The organism is Aurantiacibacter arachoides, from assembly GCF_009827335.1.
GTDB classification, from domain to species: Bacteria; Pseudomonadota; Alphaproteobacteria; order Sphingomonadales; family Sphingomonadaceae; genus Alteraurantiacibacter; species Alteraurantiacibacter arachoides.
The window spans coordinates 1,865,567-1,887,967 of record NZ_WTYH01000001.1 but is presented as its reverse complement, the minus strand read 5'-3'; the positions used below and the strand labels follow the sequence as shown (position 1 = coordinate 1,887,967).

General features: G+C 67.9%; 21 protein-coding genes. 13 read left to right on the top strand and 8 right to left on the bottom strand.

Going from position 1 to position 22,401, the window contains the following annotated elements:
* Nucleotides 1-26: 26 nt before the first annotated feature.
* Genes GRI62_RS09295 through tsaD form a run of 3 tightly spaced genes read right to left on the bottom strand, consistent with a single transcriptional unit; the run spans nucleotide 27 to nucleotide 3,630 of the window.
* The gene (locus GRI62_RS09295) at nucleotides 27-1,586 is read right to left on the bottom strand and encodes a lipopolysaccharide biosynthesis protein (protein WP_199799919.1); all 1,560 of its coding nucleotides are present in this window, start codon (nucleotides 1,584-1,586) and stop codon (nucleotides 27-29) included.
* Complete coding sequence (locus GRI62_RS09290; protein ID WP_131453061.1) at nucleotides 1,583-2,596, bottom strand: NAD(P)H-dependent glycerol-3-phosphate dehydrogenase; 1,014 nt, start codon at nucleotides 2,594-2,596, stop codon at nucleotides 1,583-1,585. The genes GRI62_RS09295 and GRI62_RS09290 overlap by 4 nt, the downstream gene beginning before the upstream one ends.
* Nucleotides 2,593-3,630 carry a tRNA (adenosine(37)-N6)-threonylcarbamoyltransferase complex transferase subunit TsaD gene (gene tsaD, locus GRI62_RS09285; RefSeq protein WP_131453059.1) on the bottom strand — a complete coding sequence of 346 codons (1,038 nt, stop codon included), beginning with the start codon at nucleotides 3,628-3,630 and terminating at the stop codon, nucleotides 2,593-2,595. The genes GRI62_RS09290 and tsaD overlap by 4 nt, the downstream gene beginning before the upstream one ends.
* 43 nt (nucleotides 3,631-3,673) lie before the next feature.
* On the opposite strand from tsaD, the gene hemC reads away from it, so the two are divergent.
* The 3 genes from hemC to GRI62_RS09270 all read left to right on the top strand — a co-directional run bounded on the left by hemC (nucleotide 3,674) and on the right by GRI62_RS09270 (nucleotide 6,253).
* Nucleotides 3,674-4,606, top strand: a complete 933-nt coding sequence (gene hemC / locus GRI62_RS09280; protein WP_131453057.1) for a hydroxymethylbilane synthase — start codon at nucleotides 3,674-3,676, stop codon at nucleotides 4,604-4,606.
* The gene (locus GRI62_RS09275) at nucleotides 4,603-5,274 is read left to right on the top strand and encodes a uroporphyrinogen-III synthase (RefSeq protein ID WP_131453055.1); all 672 of its coding nucleotides are present in this window, start codon (nucleotides 4,603-4,605) and stop codon (nucleotides 5,272-5,274) included. Before hemC ends, GRI62_RS09275 begins: the two co-directional genes overlap by 4 nt.
* A gap of 61 nt (nucleotides 5,275-5,335) precedes the next feature.
* Entirely contained in the window at nucleotides 5,336-6,253 is a 918-nt protein-coding gene (locus GRI62_RS09270; protein ID WP_234027409.1) for an MICOS complex subunit MIC60, read from the top strand.
* A gap of 18 nt (nucleotides 6,254-6,271) precedes the next feature.
* On the opposite strand, the gene GRI62_RS09265 is transcribed toward GRI62_RS09270, so the two are convergent.
* Nucleotides 6,272-7,486 (bottom strand): FAD-dependent monooxygenase, encoded by a 1,215-nt coding sequence (locus GRI62_RS09265; RefSeq protein WP_131453053.1) that lies wholly within the window; start codon nucleotides 7,484-7,486, stop codon nucleotides 6,272-6,274.
* Between the two features lie 24 nt (nucleotides 7,487-7,510).
* Here GRI62_RS09265 and GRI62_RS09260 point away from each other — a divergent pair, with 24 nt between their 5' ends.
* Nucleotides 7,511-9,529, top strand: coding sequence for a protein-disulfide reductase DsbD family protein (locus GRI62_RS09260; protein ID WP_131453052.1), 2,019 nt, complete (start codon nucleotides 7,511-7,513; stop codon nucleotides 9,527-9,529).
* Here the strand turns inward: GRI62_RS09260 and GRI62_RS09255 are convergent.
* Genes GRI62_RS09255 through uvrB form a run of 3 tightly spaced genes read right to left on the bottom strand, consistent with a single transcriptional unit; the run spans nucleotide 9,526 to nucleotide 13,886 of the window.
* On the bottom strand, nucleotides 9,526-10,155 hold the full coding sequence (locus GRI62_RS09255) for a hypothetical protein (RefSeq protein WP_131453050.1): 630 nt from the start codon (nucleotides 10,153-10,155) through the stop codon (nucleotides 9,526-9,528). The two genes, GRI62_RS09260 and GRI62_RS09255, sit on opposite strands and share 4 nt — an antisense overlap.
* 1 nt (nucleotide 10,156) lies before the next feature.
* The gene (locus GRI62_RS09250) at nucleotides 10,157-11,650 is read right to left on the bottom strand and encodes a S10 family peptidase (RefSeq protein WP_131453048.1); all 1,494 of its coding nucleotides are present in this window, start codon (nucleotides 11,648-11,650) and stop codon (nucleotides 10,157-10,159) included.
* Between the two features lie 49 nt (nucleotides 11,651-11,699).
* Nucleotides 11,700-13,886, bottom strand: coding sequence for an excinuclease ABC subunit UvrB (gene uvrB / locus GRI62_RS09245; RefSeq protein WP_131453047.1), 2,187 nt, complete (start codon nucleotides 13,884-13,886; stop codon nucleotides 11,700-11,702).
* A gap of 113 nt (nucleotides 13,887-13,999) precedes the next feature.
* Between uvrB and GRI62_RS09240 the strand changes: the two genes are divergently transcribed.
* The 9 genes from GRI62_RS09240 to GRI62_RS09200 all read left to right on the top strand — a co-directional run bounded on the left by GRI62_RS09240 (nucleotide 14,000) and on the right by GRI62_RS09200 (nucleotide 21,596).
* Nucleotides 14,000-14,548, top strand: coding sequence for a DUF3617 domain-containing protein (locus tag GRI62_RS09240; RefSeq protein WP_131453045.1), 549 nt, complete (start codon nucleotides 14,000-14,002; stop codon nucleotides 14,546-14,548).
* 140 nt (nucleotides 14,549-14,688) lie between these two features.
* Nucleotides 14,689-15,228: a DUF3617 domain-containing protein gene (locus GRI62_RS09235; protein WP_131453044.1), complete on the top strand. Its 540-nt coding sequence runs from the start codon at nucleotides 14,689-14,691 to the stop codon at nucleotides 15,226-15,228.
* Nucleotides 15,229-15,284: 56 nt separating this feature from the next.
* Nucleotides 15,285-15,803 carry a DUF3617 domain-containing protein gene (locus GRI62_RS09230; RefSeq protein WP_160731852.1) on the top strand — a complete coding sequence of 173 codons (519 nt, stop codon included), beginning with the start codon at nucleotides 15,285-15,287 and terminating at the stop codon, nucleotides 15,801-15,803.
* Nucleotides 15,804-15,805: 2 nt separating this feature from the next.
* Nucleotides 15,806-16,603, top strand: coding sequence for an esterase/lipase family protein (locus GRI62_RS09225; RefSeq protein ID WP_131453042.1), 798 nt, complete (start codon nucleotides 15,806-15,808; stop codon nucleotides 16,601-16,603).
* A 112-nt stretch (nucleotides 16,604-16,715) separates the two neighbouring features.
* On the top strand, nucleotides 16,716-18,113 hold the full coding sequence (locus GRI62_RS09220) for a circularly permuted type 2 ATP-grasp protein (protein ID WP_131453041.1): 1,398 nt from the start codon (nucleotides 16,716-16,718) through the stop codon (nucleotides 18,111-18,113).
* A 12-nt stretch (nucleotides 18,114-18,125) separates the two neighbouring features.
* On the top strand, nucleotides 18,126-19,070 hold the full coding sequence (locus tag GRI62_RS09215; protein ID WP_131453040.1) for an alpha-E domain-containing protein: 945 nt from the start codon (nucleotides 18,126-18,128) through the stop codon (nucleotides 19,068-19,070).
* Between the two features lie 17 nt (nucleotides 19,071-19,087).
* Nucleotides 19,088-19,903, top strand: a complete 816-nt coding sequence (locus GRI62_RS09210; protein WP_131453039.1) for a transglutaminase family protein — start codon at nucleotides 19,088-19,090, stop codon at nucleotides 19,901-19,903.
* Between the two features lie 46 nt (nucleotides 19,904-19,949).
* The gene (locus GRI62_RS09205; RefSeq protein ID WP_131453038.1) at nucleotides 19,950-20,705 is read left to right on the top strand and encodes a peptidase; all 756 of its coding nucleotides are present in this window, start codon (nucleotides 19,950-19,952) and stop codon (nucleotides 20,703-20,705) included.
* A gap of 195 nt (nucleotides 20,706-20,900) precedes the next feature.
* Nucleotides 20,901-21,596: a response regulator transcription factor gene (locus tag GRI62_RS09200; RefSeq protein ID WP_131453037.1), complete on the top strand. Its 696-nt coding sequence runs from the start codon at nucleotides 20,901-20,903 to the stop codon at nucleotides 21,594-21,596.
* A gap of 21 nt (nucleotides 21,597-21,617) precedes the next feature.
* Here GRI62_RS09200 and GRI62_RS09195 read toward each other — a convergent pair whose 3' ends face one another.
* Nucleotides 21,618-22,322: an extensin family protein gene (locus tag GRI62_RS09195; RefSeq protein WP_188669314.1), complete on the bottom strand. Its 705-nt coding sequence runs from the start codon at nucleotides 22,320-22,322 to the stop codon at nucleotides 21,618-21,620.
* Nucleotides 22,323-22,401: the final 79 nt, after the last annotated feature.

Below are 22,401 nucleotides of genomic sequence, written 5' to 3'. Positions count from 1 at the left end.
GAAGCGAAGGCGGACGAAACGAAGGCTCAGGCCGAACCGGAGGGCGGCGCGTCGGGATCGACGACCTTTTCGCTCTGCCGGGCGAACAGCTTGCGATCCTCGGGGCCGAACCCCTTGTGCCAGATCACCAGGCCGTAGACGCCAAGGATCAGCGGAATACCCAGCGCCAGTTCCGCCCACTCGGGCAGGCGCACCACCAGCTGGCCGACCACGACTGCCGCAAGCGCCGCCCACACCAGCGGCCAGCGCCAGTTGTTGATGCCCTGCTTCAGGATGCGCGAGAGCAGGATCGACTTGACCACCGAGCTGACCCCCAGTGCCAGCATGAGCGCGGCGGCGGCGGCGGCGGCGCGGTAGAGATCGGCGCGCTGCTGCGTGGCAAAGTCCCAGCGGTCCACCACCTCCATCGCGATCACCGTCAGCAACGCCTGCAGCGCGATGACGCCGATAGAGATGGCGAGGTTGCGCACCCGCGCGACGTAGACCAGCGCCGCCTCGCTGACGACGGCGGTGGCGGCCACCACTTCTGCTGCCAGAAGGAAGGCAAGTGCCGCGGTGCCGCCGACGAACTCCGGCCCTGTCAGGCCCATGATCCCCTGGCCCGGGATGCCCAGTGCCAGCGCGATGCCCGCCTGCGCGGCGGTGATCCAGAACCCCACCTGGCACACCTGCCGGGCGATGGCGGCATAGTCGTTCTCGCGCAGGGCCTTGGTGATGACGGGCCCCAGGATGGGCTCGAAGCTGGTCTTCAGCTTCTGCGGCAGGCTGGCGACCTGCTGCGCGACGTAATAGATGCCCACCGCTGTCGGTCCGGCGTAGATGCCGAGGATGGCGATGTCGACACGCCGGGTGCCCCATTCGATGGCATCGGCCAGCGCCAGCGGCGTCGCGCGCCAGCTCATGCGGGCGAGCGCCACGGGGCGCAGGCGCCAGCCCCGGGGCAGGCCGTAGGTCCGGAAAAAGGTCCACAGTGCCGTTGCCAGTCCTGCATAGATCGAGGCGAGGTAGGCCATGGCGAGGCCTGAATGCGCGATGGCGGGCACGAACCAGAACACCCCCGCCAGGATCGAGATCGTCCACGGCTCCACCACTGCGCGGGCGCGCACCGTGGTGGCGATGTCATAGCGATAGGCCTGCGCTGCCAGCACGATCTCGGTCAGTGCGTAGCCCGGAATGGCGAGGACGAGCAGCCGGTCGAGCGGGCCGTTCATGCCGTTGGGGAACAGCGGCGCGGGGAAGAACCACAACGCCAGCGCCGCCAGCACCGAAAGTCCCGTCGCCACGAACATGCCGTCGTAGACGAGCGTCGTGGCGCGCCGCTCGGACTTGCCCTCGACGTCGCTCAGCCGCTGGGCGAGGCCGCGCTTCTCGCCGAGCGAGCACAGCAGCGCGACGAGTTCGACCACCACCAGTGCGCTGGCAAATCGGCCGAGGTCGTCCGCGCCGTAGAGGCGCCCGGCGATGAACAGGAAGGGCAGCCGTGCGGCGAGGCGCAGCAGGAAGCCGATGAGATTGGTGCGCCCGCCTTTCGCCAGCGCCTCTATGTCGCCGTCCGGCCCGCCCCCTTCGCGCGCGGTTTCGCTCAAGCCTCGAGGCCTTCGCGTCGCAGCGGGCGGGCGAGCAGGCCGGCGACCACGTCCCGTGCGCGGCGCCCGGCGAGAAGTTCGTTCACCGCCTCCACAATGGGCATCTGCACCCCCATGTCGGCGGCAATGCGGCCGAGGACGGGGGCGGTGTGCGCGCCTTCGGCCACGGTGCGCTTGTCGGCCAGGGCCTCGGCCGCGCTCATCCCTTCGCCCAGCGCCTTGCCGAGCGAGAAGTTGCGGCTGGAGGTGGACGAGCAGGTGAGCACCAGGTCGCCGAGGCCGCACAGGCCGTTCAGCGTTTCCGCCTTGCCGCCGCGCGCAACGCCAAAACGCAGCATCTCGGCAAAGCCACGGGTGATGAGCGCGTTGCGTGCGTTCTGCCCCAGCCGCAGCCCTTCCACCACCCCGCAGGCGATGGCGAGCACGTTCTTGACCGCGCCGCCGACTTCGGCCCCGACGACGTCGTCCGAGTAGTAGGGGCGCAGCGCGGGCCGGGCGATGGCCGGGGCGAGCCGATCCCACTGCGCCTGCCCGCCGCCACAGGCCAGCGTGACGGCGCAGGGCAGGCCAGCGGCGACCTCGTGCGCGAACGTGGGGCCGGACAGGACGGCGATGGCGCTGCCGGGCGCGGCGTCATGCGCCACTTCGTGCATCATGCGCCCGGTGCTCGCCTCGATGCCCTTGGAACAGAGCACCAGGTCGCGCGGGAAGGCTGGCATCCGGGCCAGGGTGGCGGCGGTATGCTGGGCCGGGGTCACGATAAGCAGCGCGTCGCAGGTCGCCATCATGGCCAGGTCGCCTGTCGCCTCTATGGTCGGGGCCAGTTCGGCAGCGGGCAGATAGGGCGCGTTGCGGTGCGTGGTGTTGATGGCGTCGGCAAGGCCATCCTCCAGCGCCCACAGCTTGACGGGCCGTCCGTCGGACGCCAGCGCCTGCGCCAGCGCCGTTCCCCACGCTCCCGCCCCCACGACACCGATTGTCCGCTCATCCTGGGCTTGCCGAAGGGTCATGCCTTTACTCCCGCACCGCGCGCTGGCTCGGCATCCGGATCGAGTGGCCAGCGCGGACGGGCCACGAAATCGAGCGGGTCCGCCGGGAACCCGGCCTCAAGCCGTTCGACGCCCGCCCAGGCGATCATCGCGGCGTTATCGGTGCACAGCGGCAGCGGCGGCGCGGTGAAGGGCAGGGCGAATTCGCCTGCCAGCCCCTCCAGCCCGGCGCGGATGGTCCGGTTGGCGGCGACCCCGCCGGCGACGACCAGAGCGGTGACTTCGCCCATATCGGCCAGCGCACGGCGCGTGCGGTCGAGGATGCAGTCGAGCGCGGCCTGCTGGAAGCTGGCGGCAAGGTCGGCGTCGGAATATTGGCGGCTTTCCCTGGCGCGCAGCACCGCGCTCTTGAGACCGGCGAAGCTGAAGTGCGGCTCGGGCCGGCCTTTCAGCGGGCGCGGCAGCGGCACAGCCCTGGGATCGCCCTCCAGCGCAAGCCGCTCCACCGCGGGGCCGCCGGGATAGCCGAGACCGAGGATCTTGGCGGTCTTGTCGAACGCCTCTCCCAGCGCATCGTCGATGGTCGTGGCGAGGCGGCGGTAGCGGCCTACGCCGTCCACCTGCAAGATCTGACAGTGCCCGCCGCTGACCAGCAACAGGGCATAGGGGTATCCGAGCGAGGGGTCCGCCAGCCGCGGCGACAGTGCGTGGCCTTCGAGATGGTTGATCGCGAACAGCGGCCTGTCGCTCGCCATCGCCAGTGCCTTGGCGCTGACCAGCCCGACCATGACGCCGCCGATCAGGCCCGGCCCGGCGGTGGCGGCCACCGCGTCGCAGTCCGCAAGGCCGAGGCCCGCTTCGTCCAGCACCCTGGCTATCAGCGGCGCGAGGCGTTCGGCATGGGCGCGGGCGGCGATTTCTGGAACGACGCCGCCGTAGGGCGCGTGTTCGGCCTCCTGGCTGGCGATGGCTTGCGCCAGGATCACCCGCTCGCCCGTTACCAGCGCGGCGGCGGTTTCGTCGCAACTGCTTTCAATGCCGAGAACCAGGGTCATGCCGCTTGCCTTAGCGTGTCGGGCCGCTAGGGCAAGCGCACCCATGCCGGATACGCCTTACCTGAAGCTCGGAACGCGCACCTCCCCACTGGCAATGGTGCAGGCGCAAGAGGCACGCGCGCGGCTGTGCGCGGCGCACGGCTGGGTCGAAAGCGCGGTGGAACTGGTGCCGGTCATCGCCAGCGGCGACAAGGTGCAGGACCGTGCCCTGGCCGAGATCGGCGGCAAGGCGCTGTGGACCAAGGAACTAGACGCCTGGCTGGCCGACGGCACGATCGACGCGGCGGTTCACTCGCTGAAGGACGTGGAGACCGTGCGGCCCGAGACCCTCGCCATCGCCGCCGTGCTGCCCCGCGCGGACAAGCGCGACCGGCTGGTGGGCGCATCCAGCATCGCCGGATTGCCGCAGGGCGCCGTGGTGGGCACCAGCGCACCCCGCCGCGCCGCCCAGGTGCTCTACGCCCGGCCCGATTGCACCGTGGTGACCTTTCGCGGCAACGTCGCCACGCGGCTGGCCAAGCTGCAGGCGGGGGATGTGGACGCCACTTTCCTGGCCGCCGCCGGGCTCGACCGGCTGGGCCGCGACGATATCGGGCATGCGCTGGATCCTGCCGCCTGGCTGCCTGCCCCGGCGCAGGGCGCGATCGCGATCGAATGCCGTGCCGGTGACAGCGCTGCGCTGGGACTGCTCGCCGCCATCGACCACGCGCCCACCCGCGCCGAGGTGATGGCCGAACGGGCGCTGCTGCTGGCGCTGGGGGGCAACTGCCACTCGCCCATCGCCGTGCTGTGTGATGGCGACGGCGATACGCTGACCATGCGCGCCGCGCTGTTCAGCCCTGCCGGCCAGACCCGTGTCGATGGCGAAGCGCGATTTGTCGCCGACGATCACGACGCGCCCGCGCGGCTGGCCGCCGACCTGCTTGCCCGCGCGCCTTCGGGCATCACCGCCTATTTTGCCGGACGGCCCGCATGATCTTTGCCATCCGTCCCGAACCCGGTCTGCAGGCGACCCTGCAGCGTGGCCGTGACATGAACCTCGCGGTGCTGGGTCGTCCCCTGTTCGAAGTCGTGCCGCTGCGCTGGCAGGCCCCGCCGCCCGAGCAGTTCGACGCGCTTCTGATCGGCAGCGCGAATGCCGTGCGCCAGGCCGGCATCGCGCTGGAAGCCTATCGCCACCTGCCCGTCCACGCCGTTGGCGAGGCCACGGCCGATGCCGCGCGCGAGGCGGGGCTGACCGTGGCGCACGTCGGCACCGGTGGGCTGCAACAGGTGCTCAACGCCGAGAAGGGCAAGGTGCGGTTCCTGCGCCTTGCGGGGGCCGAACACATCGCCCTGAAACACCCCAGGCGCATCGCCATCACCGTGCGCGAGGTCTACGATGTGCGCTCCATTCCCCTGACCGGCGGCGACGAGGTGTCCCTGCGCGTGGGCGAGCCTGTCGTCCTGCTGCATTCGGCTGCGGCGGCCAGCCACTTCGCCCGCGAATGCGAACGGCGCGGGCTCGACAAGGGGCGCATCGGACTGGCCTGCATTGGCCCCCGTGTCGCCAAGGCGGCAGGCCGCGGATGGAAGGCCTGCCAGAGCGCGCCGCGGCCCGATGATGCCGCGCTGCTTTCACTTGCCGCAAACATGTGCCATTAATGCACCACGCCTGAAGGGAAAGCAGAAGGGATCGCCTGCCTCCCGGGCGTGAAGGACGGATATGGAACAAGGCCACGATTTCCGGCCCGCGAGCCTGCGGCATGGCAGGGCCGGGATGCGACCAGTGCTGTACGGTGCGATCGTCGCCTTCGTGCTGGGCGCGCTGGCGATGTGGTTCGTGGCGCGCAGCGATGCGCTGGATGGCCTGCTGACCCTGCGCGAGGATGCCGAACCTGCCATGACGGCAAGCAGGCCCCCGCAGCGCGCCGTCGGCACCCCGGCAGAACCGCTGCCCGCGCCGTCTGCCTCCGCTTCCACCGTGGCGACCGCGGCGCAGACCAGGCGGGACGTGGCCGACGTGGCGCAGCAGCAGGGCGGGATCGACGCGCGCGTCGCCGCGCTGGAGCAGCGGCTGGCCCGGCTCGACATCCAGGCGCAGAGCGCCGCGTCCAATACCGCGCGCGCCGAGGCGCTGTTCATCGCCTTTGCCGCGCGCCGGGTGATCGAGCGGGGCGAGCCGCTCGATTATCTCGCCGACCAGTTGCGCCTGCGTTTCGGGGAAGACCGGCCGCGCGCGGTGCAGACCATCATCGACGCATCGCGCGAACCGATCACGCTCGACCAGTTGCTCGCCCGCTTCGAAGGGATTGCGCCGACGCTCGACGATGCGCCGGGAGGGGAAGGCGTATTCACCCGGCTCGGCCGAGAGTTGTCGGAGGTGTTCATCGTCCGCCGTGAAACGACCGCTTCGCCCATTGCCCAGCGGCGGATCGAACGGGCGCGTGCCTTTCTGGAAGCGGGGCGGCTGGAGCCGGCGATTTCCGAAGTGCGGCAGTTGCCCAATTCCGCCGCGGCACTGGACTGGATCGGCGATGCCGAGCGTTATGCCGGCGCCCAGCGCGCGCTGGAGACGCTGGAGACCGTCGCGGTGCGCGATCCGCGGCAGTTGCGTGACGGGCGCGGCGAGGAAATCGAATAGGCGCCTGTTGCGAAGGGCCTAGCCCTTCAGCAGGTCGGGCAGGTCGCCGCTCATGCCGCGGGCCTCGTCCATGAACCAGCGTTTCAGCGCCGGCACCCGCTGCACGCCGGCCATGCCGATGCGGCGCGCGGCGCTGGGTGCCTTGCCCGGAATGCCGAACAGGCGCGTCAACCCGTCAGTCGCCAGCGCGACCATGAACGCATCGAGCCCGCGCCATTTCTCGTACCGCGCCAGCACTTGCGCATCGCCCGGTTCCAGCCCGATGCGGGCACCGTCGGCGATCACTTCCACCAGCGCGCCGACATCGCGCAGACCCAGGTTCAGGCCCTGCCCGGCAATCGGATGAATGCCGTGCGCGGCATCCCCCACCAGTGCGAGGCGGTGGTCCACGATCTTTGCCGTGTGGTGGAAGCCGAGCGGGTAGGAACTGCGCCCGCCGTTGAGCGCAATGGCGCCGAACACGCCGTGCATCCGCTTCTCGACCTCGGCCTGAAAGGCGCGGGGGCCCAGCTTGAGCACGCCGGCGGCGTCCTTCTCGTCCACCGTCCACACCAGAGCCGAGCGGTGACGCCCCGCCTCGTCATCGAGCAGGGGCAGCAGTGCGAAGGGTCCGGCAGGGTAGAAGATTTCCCACGCCACGCCCTGGTGCGGCCGTTCGTGCGTCAGGCCCTGGATAACGGCGCGATGGCGATAATCCCATTTGGCGATCGGGATGGCGGCGTCCTCACGCGTGGGCGAGCCGCGTCCTTCGGCGCCGATCATCAGAGCGGCGTTCAGAAGGGTTCCATCGGCCAGGGTAGCGGTGACGCCGTGTTCGCCGCGATGGCGATCGACGATGTCCGCCCTGGCGTGCCAGGTAATCAGCGGTTCGTTTCGTGCCGCCTCGAACAGCGCGAGGCGCAGGGTGCGGTTGGCGAACATGCGGCCCAGCGAACCTTCGTGAGGTTCGGGCACGAAATCGATGCGGCCGGGCTTCATGCCGTCGGACACCGCGATGCTTTCTATCGGGCAGCCGTGCGCCTCCAGCGCGCCGGCAAGACCGATATTGCCGAACAGGTTCCAGCTGGCGGTGGAGATGGCAGACGCGCGCCCGTCGAAAGTCTCGCCGGTCTGCTCGGCCGGGTCGGCGCGATCGACCACGTGGCTGGACAGGCCCTTCCTCGCCGCCGTCAGCGCCAGCGTCATGCCGACGAGGCCGCCGCCCAGGATGAGGAGATCACGCTTGTCGGTCATCACGCCTGCACCTAGGTGCAGCGCATGATGCAGGCAAGCCTGACCTTGATGCGGTACCTGCTCGCCGCGCTGCTGGTATGGGCCATGCCGGCCGCCGCGCAGAACGCGGCGCAGCCGCCACAGAACCGCATGGCGGCCGACCTGGTGGCCGAACATGCGCCGGTGCCGGGCGAAACGCTGACGGTGGCGCTGCGTTTCCGCCCGCAGGATGGCTGGCACGGATACTGGTCGAACCCGGGGGAGGCGGGGCTGGGCATGACGCTCGACTGGCAATTGCCGCCGGGCTGGCGCGCAGGCGAGCCGCTCTATCCGGTGCCCGACCTGCTGTGGCTGTTCGACATCGCCAACCATGCCTACGAACGCGACTACGCCGTGCTGGTGCCGCTGGAAGTGCCCGCAGGCGCGGCTGCCGGCAGCGCGCCGGTGCGGCTCGATGCGCAGTGGCTGGTCTGTTCGGACCAGCTGTGCGTGCCCGAACGCGCCACGCTGACCCTGCGCTATCCGCAGCCGTCGCCGCAGCTGACCGCGCAATTCGATGCCGATCGCGCCGCCGTGCCGCCCTTGCTCGACCAGGCGGTCGCCTACCAGATCGCAAACCAGCGCCTGCGCCTGGCGATCCCCCTGCCCGCGACGGTGGACCTGCGCGATCCGCACGTGTTCGTGGAGACGCGCGACGTAGTCGATTATGGCGCGGTGCAGGCCTTCTACCGCGACGGAGACGTGCTGGTGGCGGAAATTCCGCTCGGCCCGCGTGCCGGTGCGCCTGATGGCATCACCGGCATTCTTGCCTTTGGCGATAATCGGGGCGTGCGCTTCACGGGTCGGGCGGGGGCAGTGCCCACCGGCGGTGAGCCTGTGTCCGGTGCCACGGGCGAGCAAGCCCCGCTCGTGCTGCTGCTCGGCGGCGCCTTGTTGGGCGGGTTGTTGCTCAACCTCATGCCCTGCGTCTTCCCCATTCTCAGCCTCAAGGCACTGACGCTGGCGCGCGCGGGTGAGAGCGAGGCGAAGGCCCGCGCCGAGGGGCTGGCCTATACCGCCGGGGTGGTGCTGGCCTGCCTCGCGCTAGGGGCGATCATGCTGCTGCTGCGCAGCGCGGGCGAGCAGGTCGGCTGGGCGTTCCAGTTGCAGCAGCCGCTGGTTGTCGCCGCTTTGCTGGTGGTGGCGGTGCTGGTTACGGCCAACCTTGCCGGGCTGTATGAACTGCCCATGCTGCCGATCCGCAGCGGCGGGGGCGCTAGTGCCTTTGCCACCGGCTTGCTGGCTGCCGTGGTGGCGACGCCGTGCACCGGACCCTTCATGGCCGCCGCGATGGGCGCCGCGCTGCTGCTGCCCGCCACGCAGGCGATGACGCTGTTCGCCGCGCTCGGGCTTGGCCTGGCGCTGCCCTTCCTGCTGCTCGGCTTCGTGCCCGCCTTGCGGCGGTTGCTGCCACGGCCCGGCGCGTGGATGGAGCGGTTTCGCAAGGCCATGGCGGTGCCGATGGGGCTGACGGCGCTCGCCCTCATCTGGCTGGCCTGGCGGCTGGGCGGGGTGCATTTCGCCTTTGCCGCCCTCGCGCTGGCGGCCTTGTTGGTGATCGTCTTCACGGCCTGGCGGCGCGGCAACGTGCCCGTGGCGGCGATTGCCGGCGTGGTCGCGCTCTACTTCGCCGGATCGCTGCCGTTTCGTGTCGCGGACCAGGCCAGCGCCGCCGAGGCGAGCCTGCTCGATCCGGTGCCCTTCAGCGATACCGCGCTGGCCGAGGCGCAGGCATCGGGACGGCCGGTGTTCGTGTGGTTCACGGCCGACTGGTGCGTCACCTGCAAGGTCAACGAGCGTGTCGCCATCGAGCGCGAGACGACGCGCGCAGCTTTCGAGGAGGCGGGCGTCACGGCCATGCGGGGCGACTGGACCCGCGCCGATCCGGCGATTACCCGTTTCCTGGAGGAACAGGGCGTGGCGGGCGTTCCGCTCTACCTGTGGTATCCGGCGGGCGGCGGTGCGCCGGAACGGTTGCCGCAAATCCTGACGCCGGACATGCTGGCGAGCCGCGCCGCGCGCTAACGCGCGGGGGCCGCGCTGGCGGTTGGCGCAGGCGACGGTTCCGCGGTGGGCGATGGTTCCGGCGTGGGCAGGCGCGCTTGCCCGCCGGAACGGCACCACTCCACGAACTCGCCCGGCATCCGGCTGCCCCTGATTTCCAGCATGCCGTGACCCGGCAGCGTGGCGGTAAAGTCGCGCGTGCCTTCGAACACCTCGGTCTGCGGATCCTCGGCCGGCAGGCGCGCTTCCCAGCGCCATTCGCCGTCATGCAACACGGCGTCGGCAAAGAACCGGCTGCGCATGCCGTTGCCGACGAAGGGAAACAGCGCGCTCTGCCCGGGGTAGGTTTCGGCGTGGCGGACGATGACCAGTTCGGCGGGCCGCGCATCCAGCGCGCATTCCAGCGACAGCCATGGCGGCGCCCCCGCGTTGCCGAAATCGATTCCCTGACCGTCCGCCGCCACGCGCCAGCGCGCTTGCGACGTATCGGGAGAGGGCGTGGCCGTCCCCTCGTGCACGCGAACGTCGTCGAGCGACAGGCGGCTCGGCTCTGGCGCGGGCAGCGGCTCGCTCGCCTCCTGCTGGCAAGCGGCCACTGCGGCCAACGCAACAAGAGCCAGCGCGAACCGGGGTAACGGACGGGTCATGTCAGCGGTTGCGGATGAAGTCGCGCAGGTCGGCCGAAAGCTTTTCCCGGTCCTCGTCGCGAATATACATCATGTGCCCGCTCTCGTAGTAGTGGAATTCCACCCGGTCCTGCGGGATCCCGACGCGGGTCAGCGAATATTCCGCGCCAAAGAACGGCGTGGCGAAATCGTAATACCCCTGTCCCACGAAGGTGCGCAGCGCACTGTTGCCGCGCATCGCCTGCCCGATCAGCGGGGCGACGTTGAGATAGGCCGCACGGCCCCGCCCGCCCAGGGACCAGTTCCACGGGCCGACGCTGCCGATGGACTGGTATTCGCGATCCGTGGTGAAGCCCAGTCGCTCGCGCGCCCAGGTGTTGATGGCGGCGGTGTAGCCTGCGTCTATGCCGTAGAAGCTGGGATCGTTGTCGACATTCTCGCCCGCATTGTCGTAATCGCGCCCGGTATAGCGCGCGTCCAGCCGGCCAATGGTCAACCCGCGGTCGCGTAGCAGCTCCTTGTAGAAGCGGTCGTCGGTCACCCTGAGCTCAGCATTGTCGAGGAAGCGTTCCGACAGGCCCGTCAGGCGCGCCAGTTCCGCACGCACCGCGGCGCGCTCCGCAGCGGGCAGGGCCTGGCCCTGCAGCAGGGCGTGGGCGTAGGGCCCGATGGCGAACTGGCGGGCTTCCTCCACGATCGCCTCGACAGAGGGTGCCGCGACCAGCCCGTGGTAATATGCCGCCGCCGCCTGGCTCGGCAGCAGGGTGATGTAGGCCATCTCGTTGCCCGGCGTGGGTTCGCGCGCGGCGAAATCGAGAATGGTGGAGATGAGGATCAGGCCGTTCAGGCCGACATCGTTGTAGGTGCTGCCCTCCAGCTCGTCGACGACCATGGCGGTGCGCGTGGTGCCGTAGCTTTCGCCGCCCAGATACTTCGGGCTGTTCCAGCGGCCGTTGTCGTTGATCCAGCGGCGGATCACGTCGGCCACGGCGCGCGCATCCTCGCGCAGGCCGTAATAGTCCTCGGGATCGGTGCCGGGGGTAAGGTAGCTGAAACCGGTGCCCGGCGGATCGATGAAGACGAGGTCGGCCACGTCGAGCAGGCTGTCGGGGTTGTCGACCAGCGGATAGGGCGGCGCCCCGTCGTCGCGCGCATCAGACGGGATGGCGACACGGACCGGGCCGAAGGCACCCATCTGCAACCAAACCGAGCCCGACCCCGGGCCGCCGTTGTAGATGAAGAACACCGGCCGCGTGGCATCGCGCGGCGTGCGCACGTAACTAGTGGTGACGATGACGGCTTCCTGCCGGCCCTCATCGGTGCTGATGATCGTCTCGCCCATCGTCACCCGATAGGGCACGCGGACCCCGCCAAAGGTGCCGACCATGTCATGCGTGCGGACCTGCGGGACCAGCAGCGTTGCCTGGGCGGCCGGCGGGGCGGCGTCCTGTGCAAGGGTCGAGGCGGGCAGGGCGATGAGCGCGGCGGCAGCCAGCGCGAGCAAACGGGATGTCATGGCACGCGCTTCTGGCAGAGGGCGCCAGGCGAGGCAATCGGGCGCGGGCCTACTTCCCGAACTTGCGTTGCGTTCGCCCGTATCGCATCTTGCGCGTGCCCGGCTTGCCTTCGTTGCTGCGGCCCACGATGGGTGCCTTCTTGTCGGGATCGGGAATGCCCAGTTCGTCGGATTCGAGCCGCCGAATCTCGTCGCGCAGGCGGCCGGCTTCCTCGAATTCGAGGTCGGCGGCGGCGTTGCGCATGCGTTTCTCCAGGTCCTCGATATAGGCGCGCAGGTTGTGGCCCACGAGGTTGTTGCGTTCCGGATCGCCGGTGCCGATCGTCACCCCGTCCTGCGACGCGGTGTGGGCGACGATATCCTGGATGCCGCGGATGATTGTCGTCGGGGTGATGCCGTTCTCGGCGTTGTAGGCCTCTTGCCGGGCGCGGCGGCGATCGGTCTCTGCCATGGCGCGTTCCATGCTGCCAGTGATGCGGTCGGCATAGAGGATGACCTTGCTGTCCACGTTGCGCGCGGCGCGGCCGATGGTCTGGATGAGGCTGGTCTCGGACCGCAGGAAGCCTTCCTTGTCGGCATCGAGGATGCACACCAGGCCGCACTCGGGAATGTCGAGCCCCTCGCGCAGCAGGTTGATGCCGATCAGCACGTCGTAGACACCCAGCCGCAGGTCGCGGATCAGCTCGATGCGTTCCAGCGTTTCCACGTCGGAGTGCATGTAGCGCACGCGCACGCCCTGCTCGTGCATGAACTCGGTCAGGTCTTCGGCCATGCGCTTGGTGAGAGTGGTAACCAGCGTGCGGTAACCGACCTTCGCCGTCGCCTTGCACTCGGCAATGCAGTCCTGCACCTGGTCCTCGACCGGACGGATCTCGACCGGCGGGTCGATCAGGCCGGTGGGGCGGATGACCTGTTCGGCAAAGACGCCGCCGGTCTGCTCCATTTCCCAGGTTCCCGGCGTGGCGGATACGCAGAACGTCTGCGGGCGCATGGCGTCCCATTCGTTGAAACGCAGGGGGCGGTTGTCGATGCAGCTCGGCAGGCGGAAGCCGTATTCGGCCAGGGTAATCTTGCGCCGGTGATCGCCCTTGGCCATCGCGCCGATCTGCGGCACGGTCTGGTGGCTTTCGTCCACGAACAGCAGCGCGTTTTCGGGCAGGTATTCGAACAGCGTTGGCGGCGGTTCGCCCGGCAGGCGGCCAGTCAGGAAGCGGCTGTAATTCTCGATGCCGTTGCAGCTGCCGGTGGCGGCGATCATCTCGAGATCGAAATTGGTGCGCTGTTCCAGCCGCTGGGCTTCGAGCAGGCGGCCCTCGGCGTGCAGCTCCTTCAACCGCTCCTCAAGCTCGAACTTGATGGCATTGGCGGCCTGCTTCATCGTCGGGCCGGGCGTGACGTAGTGGCTGTTGGCATAGACGCGCACGGTTTTCAGCACCGTGCCCTTCTTGCCGGTCAGCGGGTCGAACTCGGCGATCTCCTCGATGTCGTCGCCGAAGAAGCTGATGCGCCAGGCGGTATCTTCCAGGTGGCTGGGAAACAGCTCCAGATTGTCGCCCCGCACGCGAAAGTTGCCGCGCGCAAAGGCGAGATCGTTGCGCTTGTATTGCAGGGCGACCAGCTTGCGGATCAGTTCGCGCTGGTCGACGGTCTCGCCGGTCTTGATGTCGAAGATCATGGCCGAATAGGTCTCGACCGAGCCGATGCCGTAGAGGCAGCTGACCGAGGCGACGATGATTACGTCGTCGCGTTCCAGCAGCGCGCGGGTGGCCGAATGGCGCATCCGGTCGATCGCCTCGTTAACCGAGCTTTCCTTCTCGATGTAGGTGTCCGACCGGGGCACGTAGGCCTCTGGCTGGTAGTAGTCGTAGTAGCTGACGAAATACTCCACCGCGTTGTCGGGAAAGAAGCTCTTGAACTCGCCGTATAGCTGCGCGGCGAGGATCTTGTTGGGCGCCAGCACGAGGGCGGGGCGCTGCAACTCTTCGATCACCTTGGCCATGGTGAAGGTCTTGCCGCTGCCGGTAACACCCAGCAGCACCTGGGTCTGGTCGCCGTCGCCGGCGGCGGAGACGAGCTCGTCGATCGCCCTGGGCTGGTCACCGGCAGGGGCGTAATCGCTGACCAGCTTGAACGGCTTGCCACCCATCGACTTTTCCGGCCGCGCGGGTTTGTGCGGCACGAAATCGCCGGTGGTATCAGGTTCTTCGAGTCCGCGACGGATGACGAGTTCGGCCATGGCGCGGATATGGGTAAGCAGGAACGGATTGGCAACAAGGGGCCGGGGATTGCGTCATCGTCGGCGTTGGGGCACCTTCCGGGCAATCGGGATCATCGAAGGGGAGGCACGACATGCGCCGGATCATCATCACCATGGCGAGCCTGCCGTTGCTGGCGCTAGCCGGTTGCGGCGACACCGGCAGCGCGGACGCGGATGGCGATGGCGCGGTCAGCGTGGCCGAAGCCGCCGACCGCATGGACGACGAGGGGATGCGCCCCCAGGCCGGACGGTACCGCGTCTCGACCGAGATACTCGAATTCGACCTGCCCGGCGCGCCCGCGGGGGCTGGCGACATGATCCGCGAGCAGATGGCCTCGGGGCAGGAGAGCGAATACTGCCTGACCCAGGCCGATGTGGACGAGGGTTACGAGGCCATGGCCCGCCGATCGCAGGACGCGGGCGAGAACTGCAGCTTCAGCCGGTTCGATGCCAGCGGCGGCAACATCGACGCCGAAATGATCTGCACGATGCCGGGGCAGGGAACGATGACGATCACCATGGATGGCGAGGGCACGGCAACCAGCTCGGTCATGGAAACCGCCATGCGCGGATCGATTCCCGGCATGGGCGACATGACGATGCGCGCCCGCGCCACCCATCAGAGGATCGGCGACTGCTAGGCCTTCGGCTGCACCGATTTGGGACGCGCACGGCTAAGCCGCCCTGTGGCGATTGGCAGCACGGGGCGGGCGGGGTAACCCCGCGTCAGACCGCCTGCGCCATCTGGCGCGGCGACCGCGCCACCACTGAGGAACCTGCCATGCGTCCGACCCTGCTTGCCCGCACCGCCCTGCCGCTTTTCGCCGGGATTGCGCTCGCAGCCTGCCAGGGAGATGCTCCCGCCACGGACGAGGCGCTGACGGGAGACGAGATCGCCGGCATGACCGATACCGGAACCATGCTCCAGCCGGGCGAATACTCCGCAACGCAGGACCTGATCGAGATCGACGCCCCCGGCGCGACCGAGGAGCAGGTCGCCGCGATGCGCACGGAATTTGCCGCCGGCGCGGCCGAGCCGCAGCTGTATTGCGTGACCGAGGGGATGACGCGCGAGGAGTGGCTTTCGGCACTGGCGCAGGCTAGTTGCACGCTTTCCAGCCTCACCGCCGAGGGCGGCTCGATCGAAGGAGCGATGTCGTGCAACGCCGACCAGGGTTTGAACGGACGGGTGGATTTTGCCGGGACGGTGGAGGATACCTCCGCTGCCCTGCGCATGACCTACCCCGTGCCGCTGGAAACGGGCGACATCACGGTGCGGTTCGGCGTGCAGTCGCAGCGTACGGGCGACAGCTGCGGCTGATAGCGCTCGCCGCGGCAGGCTCCGCGATACTCACCGCCTGCGGGGGTGATGCGCCCGTGGACGATCGGGTGGTTATCGCCCGGGCCGATACGCTGACCCGGCCCGAACCGGGGCTCTACCGCACCACCAACACCCTCGTCAGCTTCGCGATGGACGATCCCGGCGCCGCCGACGAGGCCTGGGCGCGGGAGAACATGCGAGTCGGCGTGCAGTCGCAAAGCGAGCATTGCGTTTCGCCGGAGGAGGCCGCGCGCGGTTTCCGCCCGATGGTGGAGGCGCTGGGCGAGGGCAGCTGCCAGATCACGCGCTTCGATGTCGAGGGGGACCGGATGGGCGCCGACATCGCCTGCGACAACACCGACGGATCGGCCACGCGCATCGCCATGCTCGCCACCGCGGGATCGACCCGCTCGAGCCTGGAAAACCATGTCGTCCAGACCGGCGCGGACGTGCCCGGCAAGCGCCTGGAAATGACGACCAGAGTGGAGAACGCACGCATCGGCGCCTGCCCCGCTCCCCCTCCGCCCGACGCCGTTCCCGCGGCGCGTGGCAACAGCGGCCCGGCCGCCCGCTGACCATGCCATTGTTCCCGGTCGACACCGACGAGGAGCCGTTATCCGCCCGCATCAAGCGCGGCCTTGCCGGGTTAAGTTCCGCGCTCGCAGGTCGCGCCGGGCTGCTGCGCGGCACTGCCCCTGCGGAGGCGCATGTCCCGCCGCTGCGGCTGTTTCTTGCCGAGCTTGGCGCCGTGGCCGAGCCTTTCCGCATCCACTTCCGCCCCGATCTGCCGATCCGTGCTGCGGCGGCGCGCAAGGTCGTCATCCTGCTGCCCGGCTTCGCCACGGGTCCAACGCGGATGCGGTATATGGCGGAGCAGCTTGAACGCGCCGGCCACAAGGTCAAGCGTTGGGGGCTGGGGCACAACATGGGCCCTACGCCGGAAACGCTGAACCTGATCGCCGCGCGCGTGGCCGCCGTGCGGGAACGCTACGGGCAGCAGGTGGTGCTGGTCGGGTGGAGCCTTGGCGGGGTCTTTGCGCGCGAAGTGGCGAAGATCGTGCCCGAGCACGTGGCAAAGGTGGTCACCATGGGATCGCCCTTCAGCCACACGCCCTATTCCAATCATGTCTGGCGCACCTACCAGGTGGTGGCCGGGCACCGGGTGGAGGCCCCGCCCATCGCCAGCGACCTGCGCGCCAAGCCGCCGGTCGAGACCGTTGCCTTCTGGTCTCCGCGCGACGGCGTGATTTCCCGCAGGGCGGCCAGCGGGGTGCCGGGCGAACGCGACAGGGCGGTGGCGCTGCGCTGCACGCACCTGACCTTTCCCACCTCGCCAGACTGCATCATGGCGCTTGTGCGGGAACTGGAAAGCTGACAATCCTTTATACCGAGAGGAGGCGCCGCACCCGATCCGGAGGCGGTAGGTAGTCCGCGTCACACTCTTGCCAGGGGTCAGGGAAGTTACCGAGGAGCCGAAATTCGACGAGATGCATGCGCCCGACGGTTCGGTGCGCGAGGCATACGAGGGCTACCAGCAATGGCTCGCCGCGCAGGACGAGGGCTGGATGCGCTCGAAGAATTTCGAGGCCGAAAGCTTCTTCCGCCGCACCGGCATCACCTTCAACGTCTACGGAGAGGACGATGCCGAGGAGCGGCTGATCCCCTTCGACATGGTGCCCCGCATCATCACCGCCAGCGAATGGCGACGGGTATCGCGCGGTATCGAGCAACGGGTCCGGGCGCTGAACGCCTTCATGCACGATCTCTATCACCGGCAGGAGATCATTCGGTCGGGCCGCCTGCCCGAACGCCTGTTCCGCCACAACAAGGCATGGTTGCCGCAGATGGTCGGCTTCACGCCGCCGGGCGGAGTCTACACCCATATCACCGGCATCGATCTCGTCCGCACGGGGCCCGAAGAATTCCTGGTGCTGGAGGACAATGCCCGCACGCCGTCAGGCGTCAGCTATATGCTGGAAAATCGCGAAACGATGATGGCGATGTTCCCCGAGCTGTTCAGCAAGGTGAACGTGCGCCCCGTTTCCGACTATCCGCGCCGCCTGGCGAACAGCCTGGCCGCCTGCGCGCCGGAATCGACCCGGGGCAAGCCGACCATCGCCGTGCTGACGCCGGGCATCTACAATTCCGCCTACTACGAACACGCCTTCCTGGCCGACCAGATGGGCGCTGAACTGGTGGAGGGCAGCGATCTTCGCGTGGTCGACGGGCGGGTGCAGATGCGCACGACCGTGGGGTTCAAGCCGGTCGACGTGATCTATCGCCGGGTAGATGACGAATTTCTCGATCCGCTCACCTTCAATCCCGCCAGCGTGCTGGGGGTGCCGGGCATCTTCGACGTGTACCGCGCGGGCCGGGTGACGATCGCCAATGCGCCGGGCACCGGGGTGGCGGATGACAAGGCGATCTATTCGTTCATGCCCGACATCGTGGAATTCTACACCGGCGAAAAGCCGCTGCTGCCCAACGTGGATACCTATCGCTGCGCCGATCCCGACGCGCTGAAATACGTGCTCGACAATCTTGACGAGCTGGTGGTGAAGGAAGTCCACGGTTCGGGCGGTTACGGCATGCTGATCGGCCCGACCGCCAGCAAGAAGGAAATCGAGCAGTTCCGCCTCAAACTGGTGGCGGACCCCGACAACTACATCGCCCAGCCCACGCTGGCGCTGTCGACCTGCCCGATCTTCACCCGCAAGGGCCTCGCCCCGCGCCATGTCGACCTCAGGCCCTTTGCGCTGTGTTCGCCCGACGGGGTGGAAATCACGCCCGGCGGGCTGACGCGGGTGGCGCTGAAGAAGGGTTCGCTGGTGGTCAACTCCTCGCAGGGCGGCGGCACCAAGGACTCCTGGGTGCTCGGTGACTGAGGCACGCGCATCATGCTAGGCCGCGTCGCCAACGGCATCTTCTGGATGTACCGCTATCTCGAACGGGCGGAGAATACCGCGCGCCTGCTGGCGGCCGGCCATCGCATGACCATGACCCGCGGCCCCGACGTGGCGAGCCAGGAATGGAAGTCGGTGCTTACCACGCTCGGCCTGCGCAGCGCCTACGAGCTTGTGCACAGCGACTACACCGGCGCGCAGGTGAGTGATTTCGTGCTGCGGTCCCGGCACAATCCGGAAAGCGTGCTGTCCATGGTGGAACGCGCACGGACCAATGCCCGATCGTGCCGCTCGGCGCTGACGGGCGAGGTGTGGGAAGCGGTCAACGAGGGCTGGATGAGCTTGCGCGACCTGCTGGCCAAGCCGGTGCGCGATGCCAACCTGAACCAGTGCATCGGCGCGATCCGGCGGGAAAGCACACTGGCGCGCGGGGCCACTCACGGGTCGATGCTGCGGAACGAAACCTATGGCTTCGCCCGGCTTGGCACCTTTCTGGAACGCGCCGACAACACCTCGCGCATTCTCGATGTCAAATACTACCTGCTGCTGCCCTCGCTCAGCTATGTCGGCACCGCGCTCGACAGCGGGCAGTGGGACAACGTGCTCCGCTCGCTGTCTGCCGAGCGCGCCTATCGCTGGCTCAACGCCGGGCGCATGGACGCGCGTTCCATTGCCGAATTCCTGATCCTCGATCCGCGTTTCCCCCGCAGCCTGGTGTTCTGTTACGGCATGATGCGGCAGAACCTCACCGAACTGGCGCAGTTGCATGGCGAGGAGAACGAGGCGCACCAGCGCATGCGGGAAGCGGACATGCGGCTTGCCGATCGCAGCGTGGAGGACATTTTCGATCAGGGCCTGCACCAGTTCCTGCTCGATTTCATCGCCAGCAACCAGGCCATCGCCGGTGCCATCGCCCAAGATTACCGGTTCACCAACTAGGGAAAGGGAGACAGACCATGCGCCTCTCGATCCGCCACACCACGCGCTATCGCTTCAATGACGAGATTTCGCATGGCATCCAGCGCCTGCGGCTGACGCCCAAGGAAACGCAGGGCCAGAAGATCCTCGACTGGACCATGGAGTACCAGGGCGCGCGCGAGGAATTCACCTACGACGACCAGAACTTCAACCACGTCACCCTGATCGGTCTCGAGGAAGGCGTGCGCGAGGTCGTGGTGAGCTGCCACGGCACGGTCGCGACGGAGGACAATGCCGGCGTGATCGGCCAGCACGCCGGGCACCTGCCGCTCTGGGCCTTTCTGGGCCACACCGCGCTGACCAGACCGGGGCCAAAGATCAAGGCACTGATCGGCCAGGTGAAGCGCAGCACCGGCGGCATGGTGGAAACGCTGCACAACCTTTCCGCGGTGATCCGCGACAACGTGGAATACAGCGTCGGCACAACGCAGGTCACGACCAGCGGAGAGGAAGCCGTGGCCTGCGGCAGGGGGGTGTGCCAGGATCACGCGCACATCTTCATCGCCGCGGCACGCTCGCTCGACATCCCGGCGCGCTATGTCTCGGGCTACCTGATGATGAACGACCGGGTGGACCAGGACGCCACCCACGCCTGGGCGGAGGCCCACGTGCATGGGCTGGGCTGGGTGGGCTTCGACATTTCGAACGGCATCAGCCCCGATCCGCGTTACGTGCGTGTCGCCACCGGGCGCGATTATGCCGATGCCGCGCCGGTAACCGGCATTTCCTTCGGCGCGTTGACCGAGGATCTCCAGGTCGATCTCGCCGTAGAACAGCAAATGGTGGAACAGTAACGCGCTGCCTTTGCGTGACAGGCCCGCCGGAAGGTAGACTACCCCCATGACCTATTGCGTTGGAATGGTGCTCGACAAGGGCCTCGTGCTGATGAGCGACACCCGCACCAATTCGGGCGTCGACAATATCTCGGTGTTTCGCAAGATGTTCACCTGGGCAAAGCCGGGTGAACGGATCATCTCGATGATGACGGCAGGCAACCTTGCCACCACCCAGGCGGTAATCAGCAAGCTGGAGGAACGGACCAAGGCGCCCGGCGATCGCACCCACTCGCTGATGGGGCTGGACACGATGTTCCAGGTGGCGGCGGAAACCGGCAAGCTGCTGCGCGAGACCGTGAAGGAAACCCAGGAATCGAACGGCGCGCGGGGGCGCGGGCGCTTCACCGCCTCGATCATCCTGGCCGGCCAGATCCGCGGGATGGAACCGCGCCTGTTCATGATCTACCCCGAAGGCAACTTCATCGAGGCCAGCTTCGATACGCCTTTCTTCCAGATCGGCGAGACAAAGTACGGCCGCCCCATCATCATCCGCGGCTACGATCGCCAGATGAGTTTCGAGGATGCGGTCAAGCTGTTGATGGTCAGCTTCGATTCCACCTTGAAGGCGAACCTTTCGGTCGGCCTCCCGCTCGACCTGCTGGTCATCGCGCGCGACGGGTTCGAGCGCACGCACGAAAAGCGCATCGAGCACAGCGATGCCTATTTCGACGCGATCTCATCGAGCTGGAGCGACGCGCTGCGCAACGCGTTCCATTCGCTGCCGGACTACTCCTTTTACCAACCCGACGAGGCCGGTTAGGCCATCGCCCAAGTACCGAATTTCTACGTAGGCCGGCCTTTCGGGCAGGTCGGTATTTCTCCGCTCGCGATCCAGTATCAGGTGCTTATCGATGGCGTTTTACGGATGCACTGCTGGATGAAGGCCATGTTCTAGGTTTAAACCCGTAGAACTACGCAATGCATTCATCCGCGTTTTCACGGCATAATCAATGGCATGGATCAACGCCTTACCATGCACATCGTCGGCGGTAACAGCCGCTCCCGCGCCGCTCAATCCCACAAAATATTCGCGATGGGACACCATGCCGAGGTCTATTCGGACCTTGCCGAACTGCTCGATCAGCACCCGAACGAGGGGATCATCATCGCCTCGCATGATGCTGTCGATGGCGGCACCGGCCAACTTCTGGATCAACTAGCGGACAACGGCATCTGGCTGCCGCTGGTCGTCGCCTGCGAGGCACCCGGCGTAAACGAGGTCGTGGTGGCAATCCAGGCCGGTGCGCTCGACTTCATCGCGCTGCCGTTGAGCGAGGAGGGATTGCGCCGCATGGTGGCACACGTCCACAGCGATGCTGGTCGCCACGCCGAGGCGCGCCGCCGGCTAATCGACGCGCGCCATCGCATCTCCGCTTTGTCCAAGCGAGAGCGCGAAGTGCTCGACTGGCTGGCGCAAGGATGTTCCAACAAGGCGATCGCTCTCGAACTGGAGATCAGTCCCCGAACGGTGGAGATCCATCGCGCGAACATGATGGGAAAGCTGGGCGCAAACCATGCAGCAGAAGCAGTGCGATTGCGGCTGGAGGCAGGGGAGTGGCGCCGAGAAAAGCGCACGGCGGGGGCCAATCGCTCCCCTGACGTCGAACCTGCTATAAGCGGGCCACCGCCCATCTCGCAGAGGGCCAACTGATCCCGTGAAGCCAGGATTGGGCTAACGGCAATAGGAATTGCCGTCGGTCACGCCTTCCACGTGCAGGTGATCGTGGTGGGCGGCGTTGTAATCCGGGCCAAGCACGGTGTTGAACCGGCGGCAGGCGCTGCGTTGCACCGTGCGCAGGAATTCGCGTTCCTGCGGCGTGCCGTTCCATCCTGTCAGGACGGAGATACGCCGTCCATCGGCAAGCACGAAGCCGCCGATGTCGATCGCGGCTGCAGTGGCGTGGGCCGACCGGCGACCGGTGCCCGCGACATCGCGGCACGCATAGCTGCCCATGGTCTGGATACCCGCCAGCGGGCTGCCCATGATCTGCCGCGCCGCGCGGTCCACGCCAAACCGTGCCCAGGCGGCAAAGGCCGCGCTGACCGGGCAGGTGACGGGGCCGATGTTGCTGATGCCTAGATCGCCGCTGTCACCACGCAGCGCGTGGACCTGCACGGTCCCCAGCGTGCTGCAACCTTGTGCGCGATACTGGTCGGGGAGGGGGTCGAAGCGCACGCCGCTTTGCCCCAGGGAGCTGAGACATTGTGCCCCGGCGGCCGTGTTGGCCACGGGCAGTGGCGCGGCCACGCGAGGGCCGGGCGCCGAGGCGGCGCGGCCGGCTTCGCCTGATCGCGCATTTCCATCTCCGCCCCCCGGCAGCATGGAACAGCCCGCCAGCGCGAGCGCAAGGGTGGACAATAGCGCGATGGGCTTCATGGCAGTGGTCCTGCAATCATCACGCAATCTGATGGGGCGGTCATGGTTAACATCGCGCTAACGCAGGCCTGCCTCGACA

Excerpts from the sequence above, each read along its gene's own strand:
- GRI62_RS09290 (WP_131453061.1), bottom strand. The coding sequence starts at position 2,596 with ATGACCCTTCGGCAAGCCCAGGATGAGCGGACAATCGGTGTCGTGGGG.
- tsaD (WP_131453059.1), bottom strand. The coding sequence starts at position 3,630 with ATGACCCTGGTTCTCGGCATTGAAAGCAGTTGCGACGAAACCGCCGCC.
- hemC (WP_131453057.1), top strand. The coding sequence starts at position 3,674 with ATGCCGGATACGCCTTACCTGAAGCTCGGAACGCGCACCTCCCCACTG.
- GRI62_RS09275 (WP_131453055.1), top strand. The coding sequence starts at position 4,603 with ATGATCTTTGCCATCCGTCCCGAACCCGGTCTGCAGGCGACCCTGCAG.
- GRI62_RS09270 (WP_234027409.1), top strand. The coding sequence starts at position 5,336 with ATGGAACAAGGCCACGATTTCCGGCCCGCGAGCCTGCGGCATGGCAGG.
- GRI62_RS09265 (WP_131453053.1), bottom strand. The coding sequence starts at position 7,486 with ATGACCGACAAGCGTGATCTCCTCATCCTGGGCGGCGGCCTCGTCGGC.
- GRI62_RS09260 (WP_131453052.1), top strand. The coding sequence starts at position 7,511 with ATGATGCAGGCAAGCCTGACCTTGATGCGGTACCTGCTCGCCGCGCTG.
- GRI62_RS09255 (WP_131453050.1), bottom strand. The coding sequence starts at position 10,155 with ATGACCCGTCCGTTACCCCGGTTCGCGCTGGCTCTTGTTGCGTTGGCC.
- GRI62_RS09250 (WP_131453048.1), bottom strand. The coding sequence starts at position 11,650 with ATGACATCCCGTTTGCTCGCGCTGGCTGCCGCCGCGCTCATCGCCCTG.
- uvrB (WP_131453047.1), bottom strand. The coding sequence starts at position 13,886 with ATGGCCGAACTCGTCATCCGTCGCGGACTCGAAGAACCTGATACCACC.
- GRI62_RS09240 (WP_131453045.1), top strand. The coding sequence starts at position 14,000 with ATGCGCCGGATCATCATCACCATGGCGAGCCTGCCGTTGCTGGCGCTA.
- GRI62_RS09235 (WP_131453044.1), top strand. The coding sequence starts at position 14,689 with ATGCGTCCGACCCTGCTTGCCCGCACCGCCCTGCCGCTTTTCGCCGGG.
- GRI62_RS09225 (WP_131453042.1), top strand. The coding sequence starts at position 15,806 with ATGCCATTGTTCCCGGTCGACACCGACGAGGAGCCGTTATCCGCCCGC.
- GRI62_RS09220 (WP_131453041.1), top strand. The coding sequence starts at position 16,716 with ATGCATGCGCCCGACGGTTCGGTGCGCGAGGCATACGAGGGCTACCAG.
- GRI62_RS09215 (WP_131453040.1), top strand. The coding sequence starts at position 18,126 with ATGCTAGGCCGCGTCGCCAACGGCATCTTCTGGATGTACCGCTATCTC.
- GRI62_RS09210 (WP_131453039.1), top strand. The coding sequence starts at position 19,088 with ATGCGCCTCTCGATCCGCCACACCACGCGCTATCGCTTCAATGACGAG.
- GRI62_RS09205 (WP_131453038.1), top strand. The coding sequence starts at position 19,950 with ATGACCTATTGCGTTGGAATGGTGCTCGACAAGGGCCTCGTGCTGATG.
- GRI62_RS09200 (WP_131453037.1), top strand. The coding sequence starts at position 20,901 with ATGGATCAACGCCTTACCATGCACATCGTCGGCGGTAACAGCCGCTCC.
- GRI62_RS09195 (WP_188669314.1), bottom strand. The coding sequence starts at position 22,322 with ATGAAGCCCATCGCGCTATTGTCCACCCTTGCGCTCGCGCTGGCGGGC.